Origin of the sequence: uncultured Boseongicola sp. (assembly GCF_937988555.1) — a bacterium.
GTDB lineage: Bacteria > Pseudomonadota > Alphaproteobacteria > Rhodobacterales > Rhodobacteraceae > Boseongicola.
In genome coordinates this window covers 1-16,751 of sequence record NZ_CALJXO010000098.1, presented here as the reverse complement: position 1 = coordinate 16,751, position 16,751 = coordinate 1, and the positions used below count along the sequence as shown (strand labels likewise).

The 16,751-nt window shown below is 58.2% G+C and carries 16 protein-coding genes; 9 read left to right on the top strand and 7 right to left on the bottom strand.

All coding sequences use genetic code 11. The features are described 5' to 3' along the window. Positions 1-1,948 (top strand): efflux RND transporter permease subunit (locus tag Q1B15_RS05470; protein ID WP_299751304.1); only part of this gene is annotated, 1,948 nt, incomplete at its 5' end. On the opposite strand, the gene Q1B15_RS05465 is transcribed toward Q1B15_RS05470, so the two are convergent. After that, positions 1,945-2,748, bottom strand: a complete 804-nt coding sequence (locus Q1B15_RS05465) for a protein-disulfide reductase DsbD domain-containing protein (protein ID WP_299751301.1) — start codon at positions 2,746-2,748, stop codon at positions 1,945-1,947. The two genes, Q1B15_RS05470 and Q1B15_RS05465, sit on opposite strands and share 4 nt — an antisense overlap. 114 nt (positions 2,749-2,862) lie before the next feature. Here Q1B15_RS05465 and Q1B15_RS05460 point away from each other — a divergent pair, with 114 nt between their 5' ends. Further along, a complete protein-coding gene (locus Q1B15_RS05460) occupies positions 2,863-3,444 on the top strand; it encodes a YqgE/AlgH family protein (protein ID WP_299751298.1) in 582 nt (193 codons plus the stop codon). A gap of 3 nt (positions 3,445-3,447) precedes the next feature. Here Q1B15_RS05460 and Q1B15_RS05455 read toward each other — a convergent pair whose 3' ends face one another. After that, positions 3,448-4,839 carry a serine hydrolase gene (locus Q1B15_RS05455; protein WP_299751310.1) on the bottom strand — a complete coding sequence of 464 codons (1,392 nt, stop codon included), beginning with the start codon at positions 4,837-4,839 and terminating at the stop codon, positions 3,448-3,450. Between the two features lie 229 nt (positions 4,840-5,068). After that, positions 5,069-5,770: an HAD family hydrolase gene (locus Q1B15_RS05450; RefSeq protein ID WP_299751295.1), complete on the bottom strand. Its 702-nt coding sequence runs from the start codon at positions 5,768-5,770 to the stop codon at positions 5,069-5,071. A 110-nt stretch (positions 5,771-5,880) separates the two neighbouring features. Between Q1B15_RS05450 and clpS the strand changes: the two genes are divergently transcribed. From clpS to hemF, 4 genes are all read left to right on the top strand, one after another. Further along, entirely contained in the window at positions 5,881-6,204 is a 324-nt protein-coding gene (gene clpS / locus Q1B15_RS05445; protein ID WP_299751292.1) for an ATP-dependent Clp protease adapter ClpS, read from the top strand. 25 nt (positions 6,205-6,229) lie between these two features. Then, the gene (locus Q1B15_RS05440) at positions 6,230-7,219 is read left to right on the top strand and encodes a class I SAM-dependent methyltransferase (RefSeq protein WP_299751289.1); all 990 of its coding nucleotides are present in this window, start codon (positions 6,230-6,232) and stop codon (positions 7,217-7,219) included. Positions 7,220-7,225: 6 nt separating this feature from the next. Further along, positions 7,226-8,035 (top strand): SDR family oxidoreductase, encoded by an 810-nt coding sequence (locus Q1B15_RS05435; RefSeq protein ID WP_299751286.1) that lies wholly within the window; start codon positions 7,226-7,228, stop codon positions 8,033-8,035. Positions 8,036-8,104: 69 nt separating this feature from the next. Next, a complete protein-coding gene (gene hemF, locus Q1B15_RS05430) occupies positions 8,105-8,998 on the top strand; it encodes an oxygen-dependent coproporphyrinogen oxidase (protein ID WP_299751283.1) in 894 nt (297 codons plus the stop codon). Positions 8,999-9,005: 7 nt separating this feature from the next. Here the strand turns inward: hemF and Q1B15_RS05425 are convergent, their stop codons facing one another. From Q1B15_RS05425 to Q1B15_RS05415, 3 genes are all read right to left on the bottom strand, one after another. Further along, complete coding sequence (locus Q1B15_RS05425) at positions 9,006-10,196, bottom strand: hypothetical protein (RefSeq protein ID WP_299751280.1); 1,191 nt, start codon at positions 10,194-10,196, stop codon at positions 9,006-9,008. A gap of 103 nt (positions 10,197-10,299) precedes the next feature. Then, the gene (locus Q1B15_RS05420) at positions 10,300-11,052 is read right to left on the bottom strand and encodes an SDR family oxidoreductase (protein WP_299751277.1); all 753 of its coding nucleotides are present in this window, start codon (positions 11,050-11,052) and stop codon (positions 10,300-10,302) included. Next, positions 11,049-12,491, bottom strand: a complete 1,443-nt coding sequence (locus Q1B15_RS05415) for a HupE/UreJ family protein (protein WP_299751274.1) — start codon at positions 12,489-12,491, stop codon at positions 11,049-11,051. Before Q1B15_RS05415 ends, Q1B15_RS05420 begins: the two co-directional genes overlap by 4 nt. Between Q1B15_RS05415 and Q1B15_RS05410 the strand changes: the two genes are divergently transcribed. Then, positions 12,490-13,302: a DUF4198 domain-containing protein gene (locus Q1B15_RS05410; RefSeq protein WP_299751271.1), complete on the top strand. Its 813-nt coding sequence runs from the start codon at positions 12,490-12,492 to the stop codon at positions 13,300-13,302. The two genes, Q1B15_RS05415 and Q1B15_RS05410, sit on opposite strands and share 2 nt — an antisense overlap. Positions 13,303-13,556: 254 nt before the next feature. Here the strand turns inward: Q1B15_RS05410 and truA are convergent, their stop codons facing one another. Further along, a complete protein-coding gene (gene truA, locus Q1B15_RS05405) occupies positions 13,557-14,324 on the bottom strand; it encodes a tRNA pseudouridine(38-40) synthase TruA (protein ID WP_299751268.1) in 768 nt (255 codons plus the stop codon). A 103-nt stretch (positions 14,325-14,427) separates the two neighbouring features. On the opposite strand from truA, the gene Q1B15_RS05400 reads away from it, so the two are divergent. Beyond that, a complete protein-coding gene (locus Q1B15_RS05400; RefSeq protein ID WP_299751307.1) occupies positions 14,428-15,840 on the top strand; it encodes a YcjX family protein in 1,413 nt (470 codons plus the stop codon). After that, positions 15,837-16,751, top strand: a 915-nt coding sequence (locus Q1B15_RS05395) for a TIGR01620 family protein (RefSeq protein WP_299751265.1), incomplete at its 3' end; no start/stop codon positions are given. The genes Q1B15_RS05400 and Q1B15_RS05395, both read left to right, overlap by 4 nt.

Below are 16,751 nucleotides of genomic sequence, written 5' to 3'. Positions count from 1 at the left end.
TTTCCTGATCTTGCCGAACCATATGCGGCACGCTATTGCGCATGCCTCCAAAGAGCATTGGTATGACTGGCCGTCACGTCAGGTGAACAAGGGCTTTCGTGTCTTCCGAGATCAGCTGTTTCGCCCCTTGATGGCCGGTGTGATCTGGGCGCGGTACCCGGTGATTGCCGGTGCGATTTTGGTGCTGGCGAGCCAGGCAGTTTTGTTCATCCGGGGCGATGTACAGTGGCGGTTCTTCAATGCGCCTGAACAGGGATCAGTCACCGCTAATTTCGCGATGTTGCCGGGGGCAACACGCGAAGACACCTTCGAGGTGATGCGGCGGCTACAGGCCACTGTGGACGAGGTCGGCGCGCAGTTTGAAACCAAGCATGGCGCGAACCCGATCGAATACGCATTGGCCGAAATAGGGGGTACGTCTGGTCGCGGCCTTGCAGGACAGGAGACCAAGGAGTCCTTTCAATTGGGGTCGATTGCGATCGAATTGATCGATGCGGATTCGCGGCCGTATTCAAGCTTTGCATTCGTATCCGAGTTGCAGGAGGCAATGCCGCAGCACCCGATGCTTGAGACGATCAGTTTCCGAGGTTGGCGTGGCGGACCCGGTGGCGACGCGATCGATATCGAATTGTCCGGGGCCTCGTCGGAGGAACTGAAAGAGGCGGCGGAAGAGTTGAAGGCGCAATTGGCGCAATTCGGTGAGGTCTCGGCTTTGGAGGACAACCTCACTTACGACAAAGAAGAGGTTGTTCTTGAGTTGACGCCGCAAGGGCAGGCTTTGGGACTGACAATTGATGATCTGGGTCAGATATTGCGGGCCCGACTGAATGGGGTTGAGGCTGCGAGTTTCCCGGATGGGCCAAGGTCTGCGACGATCCGGGTTGAGCTGCCATCGGGAGAATTGACGGCCGATTTTCTGGACCGGCTTTTGGTGCGCACAGGCAGTGCCGCACCCGGTGAGGGCGTGTACGTGCCGCTTGCCGATATTGTGACGGTCGACAGCCGCACCGGGTTTTCCACGATCCGCCGGGAGAACGGTATTCGCGTTGTGTCTGTGACAGGCGATTTGTCCGAGGATGATCCGGCGCGGGCAGAAGAGATTTCGACGCAAGTGCGCGAAGTTATGCTGCCGAAGTTGCAGGAAGACTTTGGTATCTCGACACGCTTGGCAGGGTTGGCCGAAGACGAGAGCAATTTTCTGTCCGATGCTTTGACGGGACTAATCTTGTGTCTGGCGGGTATCTATCTGACCCTGGCATGGGTCTTCAGCAGCTGGTCGCGACCAGGCGTGGTCATGGCGATCATTCCCTTCGGTCTCGTTGGCACGATATGGGGGCACTATGTCTGGGATGTGCCTTTGTCGATGTTCTCTGTGGTTGGCCTCATTGGCATGGTGGGGATCGTGATCAACGATTCAATCGTATTGGTCACAACGATTGATGAATACGCCGAAGAGCGCGGGCTGTTCCCGGCGATTATTGACGGCACGGCGGATCGGTTGAGGCCGGTTATTCTGACGACGCTGACAACCGTGCTTGGTCTTGCGCCGTTGCTGTACGAGACGTCAAACCAAGCACAATTCTTGAAGCCGACGGTGATAACGCTTGTTTATGGTCTGGGATTTGGGCTGGTGTTGGTTTTGCTCGTGGTGCCTGCGCTCTTGGCGATCGGGCATGATTTCGCGCGAACTTTCCGCGCAGCGCGGCGTGCGGCGTCAGGGCGGGCTCCGGGCATGCAGGGAGTTTTGGGAGCCGTAGGCGCCGGTATTTCTGCGTGGTTCGCCACGACCATGGGCGCAGTTATTGTCACTGGCGCGATGCCTGCTGTTCTTGGTGGCGCGCGATCCCTGCCGCTGGCGTTCTTGATGTTTGTGGCGGGCGTCGCGGGAATTGTATTTCTGGCCTGGGCGTTGGCCGCCTTGCGATTTAGCCGTCGGGTGCGCGCTTAGTCGCAGCCGCGAATATCAATCGCCTGACCGCCGCCGAACACGGTGATGCGTACGTCGTTGCGCGACAAGATGAACGGCTGTGCATTGGGCGGGACCATTTCAGCGCTGGCGACAAGAGTGTTGCCGCTGCGGGTCATTGTGGCTTCAGACACCCAGATAGTCTGGTCGGGCAATTCAATGACCGCGACGTCTTTTTCCCCCATCGCAGGAACAGCCATCATCGCGGTAATGCGCATGCCGTCGCGGATGGGCTCGATTTCGCAACTAACTGATCCGACGCCTGCCTCTGACGCTGTCATCGGACGGTCGGCCATCGCGCGCGCTACTTGGGGCGTCGGCGTGGAATTGGTGCCCGCGAGAAGTGCTGTGAAGGTCAGTTCTACTGGCACGCAAATATCGAGGCAGACGCCAATGGTCATGCGGCCGGAAAGCTGAATATCGGCGGTCGTGTCGCTGGCCCGCAGTGCGATGGGCAAAACCATGCCGCCATCATAGCCGATCGAGCGCATGCCGTTCGAATAAAACACATCGGGCACCGGGAAAGATACGCCCGCCCCAGAGAGGTTTTTGGACGAAGACCAGTCAAAAATAGGAGGAATGCCTGCGTCGCCAGGTGTGCGCCAGTAGGTCTTCCAGCCGGGCGCCAGGCTGATCGCGAAGGCTGCGCGGTGTATTCCGTCATCGCCACGCCAACCGGGCAGGACCTCAATGTGGGCAAGGGCGTCGGGAATATCTGCCGCGACAGCCGGGGCCGGGATGGAAAGGCCCAAAACGGCCAAAGTCAGGACAAGAGCTTTCATGAGTTCATTGGTTAAGTGGCTTTAGGCAGTTTTGGAAATCACATTCCGGTAATCGTTTGTGATTGTGGCATGCCTGCCCTTGAAGCGTCTCTCCGGATACCGCATCCTTTTGGGATGTCTCAGACTGACGCCAGCATTCCATCCCAACTTGAAGGTAAGCTTCTGATTGCCATGCCGGGAATGGGAGATCCGCGCTTTGAAAAGAGTGTGATCTTCCTGTGCGCACATTCGGCGGATGGGGCGCTTGGGTTGATCGTGAATAAGCCGGCGCCAGATCTTTCGTTTGCGAATTTACTCAAACAGTTAGAAATTGAGGTGCCTGCGTTGTTGCGCGATGTCCCTGTGTATTTTGGGGGTCCAGTGGAAAGCGGCCGTGGATTTGTGCTGCATTCAGGGGACTATGCGTCCGAAGCTTCGACGCTTCAGGTGTCCGAACAGTTTGGGATGACGTCGACATTGGATGTGCTGGAAGATCTGGCGCGTGATACCGGTCCGGCGAATGCGCTTTTGGCACTGGGCTATGCTGGATGGGGTCCGGGGCAGGTTGAGGACGAGATTTTGCAAAACGGTTGGCTGACGTGCGACGCGTCGCTTCAGCTCGTTTTTAATAACGACGAGGATACGAAGTGGACGGCAGCTTTGGCGACGCTTGGCGTCGATGCTCTGATGCTGTCGGCAGATGCGGGGCGTGCTTAGGCTTTAACTGGGGCCCATCGGGTGGCAATTTACGTTTTGGGCCAGTAATCGACGGCAAGCAAGTTCTGCCGTCTGGGCCGTCAGACCCACGAAGTTTGCTTCAAAGCCTTGCTGGCTTCGCACGACTTTTCGCAGGGCTTCGTCCAGAGTTCCCAGTTCGACCAAAGCGGTTTGTAACAACATCTTCTCGGCTTCGTGTCGAGTGGTGAAGCGTCCGACGTTGATCGCCCATTGGCGCCCGCCCGAGGTAGACATTCGGGTGACGACGATTTGGTCGTCGACCTGGTCAGTGGGTGCCGCGGCGGTTGAGGCGAATGCATTGAGGGTTCGCGCCCGAGGACGCGGTGCCGCCACAAGAGACCCAGCGAGGCTGGCAGTCAGCACCGGTTCGGACGCGGCCGCAGGAACGATGTCCGGTGTCGGGTTTGCCGTGGAGGCATCGCCACGGACGATTTCTGCCAAGGCGTCCGTGATGCCGTCTTGTAAGGCTATGAGCATCTCTTCTGGCGGGGCTTCCAAGGGGCGCAAGCGGGGTCGCGGCGTTCGCGTGACAAGTCCAGATGTGCGAATAACGCGTCCCGGCGTGTCTGATGCACCCTCGGGGGTCAGGACGGGACGAGACGGTTTGCGCACCGCGACGCTGTTGGGCGCACGGTCGAAGCCCATATCAAGAAGTTCGGCCACGCGGGCGTTGCGCCATGCGGTCGAGCGACCTCCGAAGACAGTTGCGATAATGCGTTCGTTGCCGCGTTCTGCAGAGGCCACAAGGTTAAAGCCTGCGGCACGCGTGTAGCCCGTCTTAATCCCATCGGCGCCGCGATAGGCGCCAAGCAGCCGGCGGTTGGTATTATTGACGGTCTTGATCCCTGCATTGGTCGATCTGCGAGAGAACAGATTGTAGTACTCAGGAAAGTCGTAAAACAAATGGCGGCCCAGCGATGTCATGTCGCGGGCCGTGGACAGGTGACCAGATTCGGTCAAACCATGGGCGTTCTTAAAAGTGGTTTTGCTCATCCCCATGGCTTTGGCCATGCGGGTCATGCGGCGCGCGAATGCCGCCTCGCTTCCGGAAATTGCTTCGCCAAGGGCGGTGGCGGCGTCGTTGGCTGATTTCACCGCTGCGGCGCGAATCAAATAGCGCAGCTGGATGCGAGAGCCTGCCTTCAGACCAAGCTTTGAGGGTTGCTCTGCAGCGGCATTTCGCGAAATGAGAATTTGACTATCAAGGCTGATCTCGCCCTTTTCGATAGCGTCAAACACCACGTAAAGCGTCATCATCTTGGTGAGCGATGCCGGATGCAAACGCGTGTCCGCGTTGCGGGAATGAAGAACTTTGCCGGACCGCGCGTCAATGACCATCGCCGCATAGGGTGCGGAAACGACGGTCGATGGCATGACTGCAATCAGACATGCGCATACTAATGCACGAAATACGGCTCCGACGAAAAGCGGATACGCCACGATACTGCCCTTTTACTGCCTCTGGGTCCGATCTTTATTCGCCAGATCCCTGATATTTCAGGACACTAGCACGCTCAAACCAATCCGAAAATAATGAATTTTCGATGTCTTTTTATAGAAAGATCAGTTTTACTAGATGCAGTAGATTGCGGTGAGTGAACGGCTACATGCTGTGTTCAATTGCAGCGATGATTTTGGGCAGTTCTGTGAATTCACGCGCTTCGCGGTACTTTTCTTGGTCATCGGGGGGATCTGCCGCCTCGATTTTCCAATTTACCCCGTGAGGAATGTAGACGCCCCAAGCCCCCGCTGCGATTGCGGGTAAGACGTCCGATTTCATTGAGTTACCGGCCATGAGAGTCGTCTCTGGCGAGGTTTCGTGCCGCGCAAAGATGTCGATATAGGCGTCGCGTGTCTTGTCGGAAACGATCTCTACACCGTCGAACGCCTCACCGAGCCCGGACTGGGCGATTTTGCGCTCCTGATCGAGAAGGTCGCCCTTGGTGATCACGATCAGCCTGTATTTTGGCGCGAGCTTGGCGAGGGTGTCTGCAACGCCGGGGAGAAGGTCGATTGGGTGCGCGAGCATATCGTGTCCAGCCGCGATAATTTTGGCGATGACATGGCCGGGCACCTGGCGGTCTGTCACATCAAGCGCAGTCTCGATCATCGACAGTACAAAGCCTTTGATACCAAAGCCGTAGCGGCCCAGATTACGCTTTTCCGCGGCAAGAAGGCGGTCGGCCAGATCGTCACTTTCCATGTAGTCGGCAAGCAGCGTTGCGAAATGGGCCTGTGTCATCTGGAAGAAACGTTCGTTGTGCCAGAGCGTATCATCGGCATCGAAACACAGCGTCGTCAGCATGTTAACCGTTTTCCCTTAGACATGCCCTTTTCACCGCGTCGCTTTCGCATATATTGTACTGCCTAGTGACACGACCAACATGGGGCTGCGTGATTCTTCGCACATTGCATATGATGGCTGATACGGACAAGCCGGGTGACAACGACACCGGGGTTCTGACCGAGACAAAGCCAAAGACTGAAAAGCCGCCTCTTTATAAGGTGATGCTGTTGAATGACGACTATACGCCAATGGAATTTGTCGTACACGTGCTTGAGCGCTTTTTCGGTTTGAGCCATGCGCAGGCGTTTGAAATCATGCTGACTGTCCACAAAAAGGGGCTCGCTGTTGTTGGCGTGTTTTCCGCCGAGGTGGCCGAAACCAAAGTTACGCAAGTGATGGACTTTGCGCACCGCCATGAGCATCCGCTTCAATGTACTATGGAAAAGGAATAGAGCGCGGTTTGCGCTTGGTTTGGTCATGAATGCATCCCGACTTCGCCTTGCGCTTGAAAGCGGTGCTCTGAACTGGGCAGCCGAAGGGCGGATCGCTGTGATTGGCGCTTTGCGGGGCGATGACCTTTCTGATTTGCCAAAGGATCGCATTGAGGTCGTGCAGCGGCATTTCCCGGACCACGCTTATTTTATAGATCAGGGGTTTGAGGTCGCGACACAGGTCGGTGGACCCTATGTCGCCGCCTTGGTCCGGTTGCCCCGCGCAAAAGCCGAAGCGCGTGCGACCCTAGCGGCGGCTTGCGCTGTGACGGACGGACCACTTGTGGTCGATGGGCAGAAAACTGATGGCGTCGATTCCTATCTGAAAGATATCCGGCGGCGGGGCGACGTGGGCGAGGTGATCTCGAAGGCCCATGGGAAACTGTTCATCGTGAAGTCTGCAGATTTGTCCGAGTGGCTGGCGGTTGACCCAGGGCTGGTGGACGGCAGGTTTCGCACTGGCGCTGGCGTCTTTTCGGCGGATGGAATTGACCCCGGAAGCCGCGCATTGGCAGAGGCATTGCCACCGAAATTGAAGGGCCGTGTCGTCGATCTTGGGGCTGGCTGGGGCTATCTTTCTGATGCGGTCCTTGCGCGTGAGGGTGTAACATCTATCGATCTGGTGGAAGCGGATTATGCGGCCTTGGAAGCTGCACGCGAGAATATCACTGATGTTCGCGCGACCTTCCATTGGGCTGATGCTTTGACGTTCCGCCCGTCGGCTGCGGTGGATCATGTTGTGATGAACCCACCCTTTCATCAGGGCCGCGCGGTTGATGCCCGATTGGGTCAGGACTTCATTCGCGCAGCGGCGGGTATGTTGGGACCCAAAGGCCAGCTGTGGCTTGTCGCCAACCGGCATTTGCCGTACGAAACGGTGCTATCGGACGTCTTTCATAACGTTCACCCACTTGCCCAAACGCCATCGTTCAAGCTTTTCCATGCCACATCTCCGAAGCGCCGTTCGAAAGGATAGCCACGCATGTCGTTTTCCATTGCAGGCAAGACTGCCGTTGTCACCGGAGCCGCAAATGGGGTCGGTCTGGCCATCGCGCGGCATTTTGTGGCGCGGGGCGCGAACGTTATGTTCGCGGATATGGACGAAGAGCGGCTGGTCAGCGAGATCGGGTCCGTCGAGGATGATGACGAGGGCACAACCGGCTACTTCGCGGGCGATTTGCGCGAGAAACTGAGCGTTGCGAATTTGTTGTCGGCCACGATCGATCGCTTTGATCGCGTGGACATTTTGGTGAATGGCTCTCGTCAGATGATCGCGGCAGATCCGCTGAACGCCGATGATGACGCCGTCACAACGCTTTTGGACCAGAACCTCATAACGTCGCTGCGGTTGTGTCAGATTTTTTCCAAACGAATGATTAAGCAAGCTGACGAGGACGAAAGCGACGGACCCGCCGGATCGATTATCAACCTGTCTTCGATTGCAGCGCGACGGACCCAGCCGAATTTGCTGGCCTATTCAGTAAGCTCGGCCGCCGTTGATCAATTGACGCGTTCGATGGCAGTGGCGCTTGCACCGCATCGCATTCGGGTTAATGCAATTGCCCTTGGGTCGGTGATGAGTGAGTCGCTGAAGGGCGCAATACTCGAGCATGAAGAGTTTCGCGATGAAATCATTGATTCCACGCCGCTCAACCGCATTGCCGGCCCGTCTGAACTGGCGGAAGTGGCGCAGTTTCTGGCCTCGAATGGCTCAGGGTTTATGACAGGGCAAATCCTTACGGTTGACGGCGGGCGGTCCCTTGTCGATGCGGTGGATGCCCCGGCGCACTAAACTTGCGCGCAGCCCCTTTGCCTTTCTGGTGGCCTGTGCCAGTCTGCGAAAAAACCGCTGGAAAGCTCTATGACAGATCAATTTGAAAGCCAGAAAACACGCGCCAGTGCGTGGTTCCGCGACCTCCGGGACGGCATTGTCACTGCCTTTGAGGCATTGGAAGACAGCCAGACCGAAGGGGCCTTTTCGGATCGGCCAGCGGGCCGGTTTGAGGTGACCAAAACGAAACGCGCTTCGGATGACGGATCGGATGCGGGCGGTGGTCTGATGAGCGTGATGCGCGGAGGTCGGATTTTCGAGAAAATCGGTGTGAATGTCTCCAGCGTCTATGGGCATTTGGGCGCGCGCGCCCAGGCAGCAATGGCGGCGCGAAAGGACATTCCGGGCATGGCTGATGATCCACGCTTCTGGGCCAGTGGGATCAGCCTTGTTGCGCATATGCAGAACCCGCATGTGCCCTCGATCCATATGAACACCCGGATGTTCTGGACACCACATGCCTGGTGGTTTGGCGGAGGTTCGGATCTGAACCCTTGCATAGAATACGACGAAGACACGGCGGATTTCCACGCAATGCAAAAGGCGCATTGCGATCCGCATGGCGAGGACATTTATCCGCGCCTAAAAGAATGGGCGGATGAGTATTTCTTTGTCCCACATCGCGGACGTGCACGGGGCGTCGGCGGGATATTTTATGACGATCGCAATACCGGCGATTGGGAAAAAGATTTCGCCTTCACGCAGGATGTCGGGCGGGCGTTTTTGCGCGCCTATCTTCCGTTGGTCGAACGGCGTCGCAATATGGTGTGGAGCGACGCGGACAAGCAAACCCAGCTTGTGCATCGGGGCCTCTATGCGGAATACAATCTGGTCTATGACCGGGGCACCAAGTTCGGGTTAGAAACCGGGCATGACGCGAATGCAGTTTTGATGAGTTTGCCGCCGCTCGCCAAGTGGGTTTGATCGCGGGCTAGTTTCCGGTCGCGATGTTCAGCGCGCGCTGGATGCTGTTCCTTAACTCTCGAAGGTCGGCTTCCAGGCCACGGGCCGTGGCCGAACCCTCATTTGCAGTCGCGCTACCGCCGCGGCCTTCTATCCAAATCTCGATCACACCGAGACTGGGCGAGGGCGTGAAAGTGGTGAAGTCGCGCGCCAGGCCACCAAGCCCTTCGGCCAGCACAGTGGCCGCCGCCGCATCGTCTTCGTGGAAATACCGGATATTTGTCCGACTGATAGAAACGCTTGCGCGGCGTGTCTGATCAACGGGGATACCAAGAGCGGCGGCAATCTTGATGGCGCTTTCAGCTTCCGACTGCGGGACGAACGTCGGGACGAGAAGAACGACGTTTTTTGTGTCGCCAAGCAATGACGGAGTGGGCTGCTCAACAGCGATTTCTGTGACTTGTGCGATTTGTCGCGCGGGCGGCGTTGTGCCCAAGATGACAGGTGGGGAGAGACGCTCGAAGGGGGGAAAGGCATCAAACGCTGTCGGCGGACCGTCTGGCCTTTGCGGTTGCACAGCGGCGACACGGGCGACCACCGTTGGATTGCTCAACGGGGCAATTATGATGTCGAGTGATCCCGGCTTGGGAGACGGTAGCACTTCAGGATCAATGCTTTGGACCGCCGGGATCACGGCGGTGGGTTTTGCGACTTCGATTGGCGCTTGGCTGGTGACAGGTTCGCTTATGACCGGTTTCGGCGCCAGCGCAGTTGCGGCGGTCGCAGGAGCCTCTGGCAGCTCGCCACGCGGACCAAAGATGCCAATTAGAACCGCAATCAATGCAATTGCTCCCATTGCCTGAAAAAGCCCTATCCAATACCCACCACGACGGCGCTTTGGCTCTTGGGCTGGTGGCGGGTTAACAATTGGAGTTGCGATAGGGCGTGGCGCGGCCTCAATGTCAACAACTGGCACCAGGTCAGGCTTTATGATCGTCTCAGAAGCCGGCGCGCTTTGCCGTATTGGAGGGGGCGGCGTTTCGTTTGAGGCTTTGAGGCTCGGGATCGGTCTCGGGGCAGGTCCCTCGCCTTTTGCCAAAAGGACCTGGCGACGTCTGCGCGCGTCTTCAAGCCGGTCATAGACGGTCATTTGACGCACAGGCTTTGGCGCGCTCCCGGTTGTCTTACGGCCCGAATTTGGGTCTGAACGCTTACTCATGTCACTATCCCACTTGGCCCGATGCACCTGCACCGGACACTCCATCATGCCCCGATTCGGGGTTGATAAAAAAGGCCGTAGCGCTTTTTCAGTCGCTGCGCGGCTATTTGCGCAGGGCTGGCAGTCCAATGCCGGTGGCTTCAAACCCGCCATCGGCGGCAAGAACCTGTCCGGTGATGAAGCTTGCGCGGTCCGAGCACAGGAAGACGATAGCTTCGGCGATCTCGCTTTCCGAGCCGTACCGGTTGAGGGGCAGCGCATCGTGGTAGGCGGCAATGATCTCGGGGCTATGGACGGCCATCGCAAGTCTGGTGCGCACCGGGCCAGGGGCCACGCAATTGGCGCGCACGCCGTATTCGCCAAGTTCGACAGCGTGTTGAAGGGTAAGTTGGATCACCGCCGCCTTTGAGGTGCCGTAGGCTATACGCAGCGTCGAGGCGCGCAGGCCGGATATCGACGCGATGTTGACGATCGCACCTTTTGAGACCTTCAGGGCAGGTGTAGCGGCCTGTGTCATCAGGAACGGGCCGTCCAGATTGTTGGCCATTACCCGCTTCCACCGCGCGAAGGTCGTCTCTTCCATCGGGCCGAAATCGGCGACACCGGCGTTGTTGACCAAGGCGTTTATGCCGCCGAGTTGTGTCGTGACCTGTGCGATCATCCACGCAACCGCGTCCGGATCAGAAACGTCGCCTTCGACCGCACGCACGTTTTCAAGCGGGTCCGCTGCACGTTGCAGTTCTGGCCCGTCGATATCGATCATCGCGACTTGCCAGTCCTCGTCGAGGAATAGCTTTGTGGTGGCAAGGCCGATGCCTCGGGCGGCCCCTGTGACCAGCGCGACTGGGCGGGTCATGTGACCGCCTTGGCGTCTGGTCCGCCAAGCGATTGCAGGCGAAGCGCAAGGATCCAAATCGCCATGACGACCGCTGTTAGCACCCATGCGCCGGAGGCGAACGTTGCCACAACACCAAGGAAGGCAACAAACGAGGTGACGATCCCGGCTGCATCACGGAGCCCGTCCAGCCCGGAGGCTGCAAGCACCGCGACTGTAAGGGCGCCGGTCAGGGCCGCGACGAAAATAAGGATCCATATTGGCGGGAACCCGCCTTCGGTCAGCGCGGCAAACGGAGCGAAAGTGCCTTCGGGATCCAGCAGGCCAGTCCGCTCAAAGACCCAGAACGTCGCGATCAACGCGATCGCGATGGAGACCGGGGTTGCGATCCTCAGACGCCACCAGGCATGACGTCCAAACAGGATGCCAAGCGCAACAAAAGTTGTTGCGATCACCGCGAGTTGTCCAATTTCAACACCGACATTGAAGCCGATAAGCTTCGGCACGAAATGCGCTCGGCCAAGGCCAAAATCGCTGAGGACGCTTGCAAAGCCGAGGCCGTGCAAAAGGCCGAAACCGAACACGACGAAGGGACGCCATGGGGTCAGGCCGCGTGACAGTACGTTTTCAATACCGACATAGACGATGGATGCCGCGATAAGCGGTTCGACGATCTCGGGCGAGATCCGGATGATCCCGGTTGATCCAAGCGCCAGCGTGACGGTGTGTGCCAGTGTGAATGCCGAGATTTGCCACAAAAGTGGACGCATTTTGAGCGACAGGAAGAACAGTCCAAGCACAAAAAGGATATGGTCGAGACCAAGCGGAATGATGTGGTCAAAGCCGACGTTGATGTAGTCGACGAAGGCTTGCCCGCCGGTTTGATCATCTGCGCCTATGCGTGGAATTGGGTCGGTTTCGCCGCCTGCTATCAAATAGGCAGTATAGCCATTTTCAATGCCCTGCTGGCGCACAACAAGTGGCCCGTATTCTGAGGCCCAGGTCATCACCACCGCGCTATCACCCTCTGGTAGCGGGGCGGAAAGCGTCACTTGCGCGTTTCGGGCAAGCTCGACGTTGCCGACCTCGGGGATTGTGAGGCCGATTATTTCAAGGGCAAGCGCCTCGTCTCCGGCGCGCAATGACAGGCCTTGGGCGATAGACGGCCAGGCTTCGCGGAACGCAGTTTCAAGGGACGCGGCATCAAGTGCACGCAGTGCGTCGTAGTCTTCAGCACCAACTGCGGCGTTGGTATCTTCGACACCGTCAAGATCCAGTCCGGCTATCGGCGCTTCCAAAACCCAATCAAGAACGACTTCTACGTCGCCCGCGTTCAAGGTCAAGTCGGCAATTGTTGGCTGCACTTCGTGGGCACGCGCAGTTGTGACCACGAAGAGGGTTGACACCAGCGCAAGCAGGGCCACCCTAAGCATCAGAGTCTTAACTTGGAAAAGTAACATGTTTCGAACCCTCCTCTTTGCCCTTTCTTTGACATGTATGTCGTTTGCCGCCAAGGCCCACGAATTTTGGATTGCCCCGGATGAGCATCTTATTTCGACCTCAGATGATGTGGTCGCTACCCTGCGCGTCGGACAGGACTTTAAGGGCAATTCGCTGGCCTATCTACCGCAGAACTTCCGACGGTTCGATTATGCGATCGCGGGCAGGATTGCTCCGGTTAAGGGCCGTCTCGGCGACCGGCCCGCGCTTCGCATGGACGCACCCGGCGACGGTCTGATGGTCATTATCCATGAAACCGATGATCTGACGCTTACGTGGGACGATTTCGCGCGGTTTGAGGCCTTTGTTAAACACAAAGATGCGGCATGGGTTTTGGAGGCGCATAAAGCGCGCGGTCTTTCGCAAGAGGGTGTGCAGGAGGTCTATTCTCGCTATGCCAAGTCTTTGGTCGGCATTGGATCGGCGCAAGGCGCTGATATTGTAGCAGGTCTTGAGACCGAGATTGTTGCTTTGGAGAACCCATACACGGGCAATATGAGCGATGGGATCGATGTGAGAGTTCTTTATCAGGGCGATCCGCGTGCGAACGAGCAGGTCGAGGTCTACGAGCGTTCAGCTAGGGGTTATCTGTCGGTCTTTACCGTGCGCACCAATCGCAATGGTGTTGCGAGGGTGCCTGTCAAAGCGGGTGCGCGCTATATGCTGGACGCTGTCGTTTTGCGCGAACCTTCGGCCAAGATGGCAAATCAGCGCGGCGTTGTCTGGGAAAGCCTTTGGGCCAACCTGACGTTCGGCGTGCCTGCGGATTAGGCGTTGGCTGCCGGGCTGTTGCTTGGGATTGCCGCAAGGATGATTTCGCGCACAACGAGGCACGTCAGGCCGCTGAGGGCGATGGCTTCATTCGAGAAGGTAAGTAGGTCACTCATTAGTCGTCTCCGATGTATCTATAGGCATTTAATGACAGGGATTCGCGGCGGATTAAGGACCTGACAAGGGTCTTTTCAGGCGCGCTTTTTGTGCAGAATGGGCCGCAAATGAGGCGCATTTGTTACATTGCGGCAGATTTAGCTGAAGATTTCGGGATCATATCTGACCCGGGACAGATAAAGTCCGTCCGGCGGCGCGACAGGTCCGCAGGCCGCGCGATCCCTTGATTCTAAGGCGGCTTTGACGTCCACTGGCATTCTGTTGCCACTTCCAACCTGTTCCAGCGTGCCAACAATCGAGCGGACCTGATTGTGCAGGAAGCTACGGGCACGGACCGCGATGGTGATTTCTGGTCCACAGCGATTGGCGGCTTCAGTGATTGTAATCTGATCAAGCGTTTTGAGCGGGCTTTTGGCCTGGCAATTGGTTGAGCGGAACGTCGTGAAGTCGTGGGTGCCAATGAGATAAGCAGCACCGTCGCGCATTGCCGCCAAGTCAAGTGGTCTTTGAACGCGCCAAGCAAGACCAGCTTCGTGCACCAAAGGCGCGCGACGATTGATGAGACGGTAGATGTAGTTGCGTTCGATTGCAGAGAATCGCGCATGCCAGTCGTCAGCAACTTTTGCACAGCCGATGACTGCAATGGGGGCGGGTTTCAGATGGAAGTTCAGCGCCTCGGAAAGGCGAAACGGGTCCCAATCACTGGCCATATCCGCGTGGGCAACCTGTCCAAAGGCGTGGACCCCTGCATCAGTGCGGCCTGCCGCGGAAACCAACGGGGCGGTCTGGTCCAACCGGGCAAGGGCGGATTCGAAAGCGCCCTGAACCGACGGGTGGTCGGTCTGACGTTGCCAGCCTGAAAAAGGCCGTCCGTTGTATTCAATCTTGAAAGCAAAACGCGGCATGTCAGCGGGTTAGCGTTTGACGCGTCCGAGCGCAATTCTTAAGCCGCATCTGGTCTATCGGCGCGTGGGTTCCTATCTTGGGACGGGAACGGAAGGAATAACTGTGATCATCGGCGATATAGCGGACGGGCTGACGCGTGGCGTTGAGACCACGGTAAACACTGTAAGCGAGGCATTTTTCGAGCCGGTCATTCGTTTAGGGGTGACGGGGCTTAGCCGTGCGGGAAAAACCGTTTTTATAACCTCGCTGGTTGCCAATCTGATTGCACGGGGTCGCATGCCCGCATTGCGGGCGGCAGCCGATGGGCGGATAAAGACGGCATGGCTGCAGCCACAGCCGGACGATACGGTGCCAAGGTTTGACTACGAGGCGCATTTGGCGGCGATGACCGGCGTCGAGCCGCGATGGCCCGAAGGCACGAGCGGCATCAGCGAATTGCGCTTGTCGTTTCGGGTGCAGCCGAGTGGGCTTTTGGGCGGCGTGACAGGCCCGAAAACCATTCATCTGGATATTGTGGATTATCCTGGTGAGTGGCTTCTGGACCTTGGGCTGTTGGACAAGGATTATGCCACTTGGTCGCGGGAGACGCTGGCCCGGATTGAAGGACGCCGCGAGGCGGACGTCTATCGGGCAGCGCTTTCCAGTGCAGATCCAACCGCAAAGCTTGACGAGGTGGCGGCAAAGTCGCTGGCCGAGGTGTTTACGTCCTATCTGCAGGCGGCGCGCGAGGCGGGGTATTCTGATTGTACGCCGGGGCGGTTCTTGCTGCCGGGCGATTTGCGAGGCTCGCCAGTTTTGACGTTCGCGCCGTTGCCCGAGGGTGATTTCGGGCGGGGCACGATGGGGCGCGAGTTTTCGCGGCGGTTCGAGGCGTATAAGCGGGAGGTCGTAAAGCCGTTCTTTCGCGATCATTTCTCGCGGATCGGGCGGCAGGTCGTGCTGGTCGATGTGCTTGGGGCGATCCATGCGGGCCCGCGGGCGGTGGAGGATTTGCGGCAAGCGATGTCGGATATTCTGGGAGCTTTTCGCCCTGGACGAAATGCGTTCCTAAGCCAGATCTTCCTTGGGCAACGGGTTGAAAAAATCCTTTTTGCAGCAACGAAAGCAGATCATTTGCACCACAGTCAACATGCGCAGCTTACTGCGATTACCGATGCCTTGTTGCAGGATGCGAGGTCGCGTGCGGACTTTGCGGGGGCCGAGACGACGGCGATGTCGATGGCGGCACTTCGCACCACGACGGAGGATCGCATCGAGCAGGGCGGACGCGCCTTGGATGTGGTTCGCGGGACGTTGGCGGCGTCTGGCAAGCGCGCTGCGTTTTACCCGGGGCGTTTGCCGGATGATCCGTCGCGCTTGCTGAACCCGGCGCGACAGGGTGCGGAGGCCTGGCTGGAGGCCGATTACGAAGTGATGCGTTTTGCGCCACAACCGTTGGAGTTGCGACCGGGAGATGGTCCGCCGCATATACGGCTGGACCGGGCGGCGCAGTTTTTGCTTGGAGATCGGCTATGAGTGAGCGCAATGGGCCGGTTTTGATTGAATTGGAGGATACAGGGCCAAGCCCGGCGGACGCGCCTCCGATTTCCGAGCCGGAGGCCGCACCAACGGGGCAGGCAATGCAGACCATGGCGGCGCTGACAGCAAGAGGTCCATCTCGGTTGGCGCGCTGGTTCTGGCAGCTCCTGGGGGCTGTTGTGGTCTTTTTCGGGTCTGTCGCAGCCTGGGACGCGGTGACGGGGTTGATTTCACGCAATCCATATTTGGGCTGGGCAGCAACGGGTCTTCTGGGCCTGTTCGTGGCTGTCTGCCTTGCGATCCTCGTTCGCGAATGGGCGGCTTTGGCGCGTCTTCAAAAGATTGAATCGCTGCATGTCGAAGCGGACCGTGTGGCGGCCGCCAACGATCTTGGTGGCGCTCGGGCTCTGACGAAGAAGCTGTCAGCGCTTTATGCCGGGCGGGATGATATGCGCTGGGGGCGCGAAAGGCTGGCTGAAGCCGAGGCGGAGGCTATGGATGCGGATACGCTTCTTGGTTTGGCGGAAGACACGCTTTTGAAGCCTTTGGACGACCGCGCGCGCCGTGAAGTTGAAGTGGCGGCGCGTCAGGTCGCGACGGTGACGGCCCTTGTTCCGCTGGCGTTTGCTGATGTGATCGCTGCGCTGACGGCGAATGTGCGGATGATCCGGCGCATTGCTGAGATCTACGGTGGCCGCTCGGGCGCTTTGGGCGCCTGGCGACTGACCCGTGCGGTGATTACGCATTTGGTGGCGACGGGTGCAGTGGCGGTTGGTGATGATCTTTTGGGCTCGATCGGTGGTGGCCATCTCATTTCAAAGCTGTCACGTCGGTTTGGCGAGGGGCTTGTGAATGGGGCATTGACCGCGCGTGTTGGTGTTGCCGCGATGGAGGTTTGTCGTCCCCTG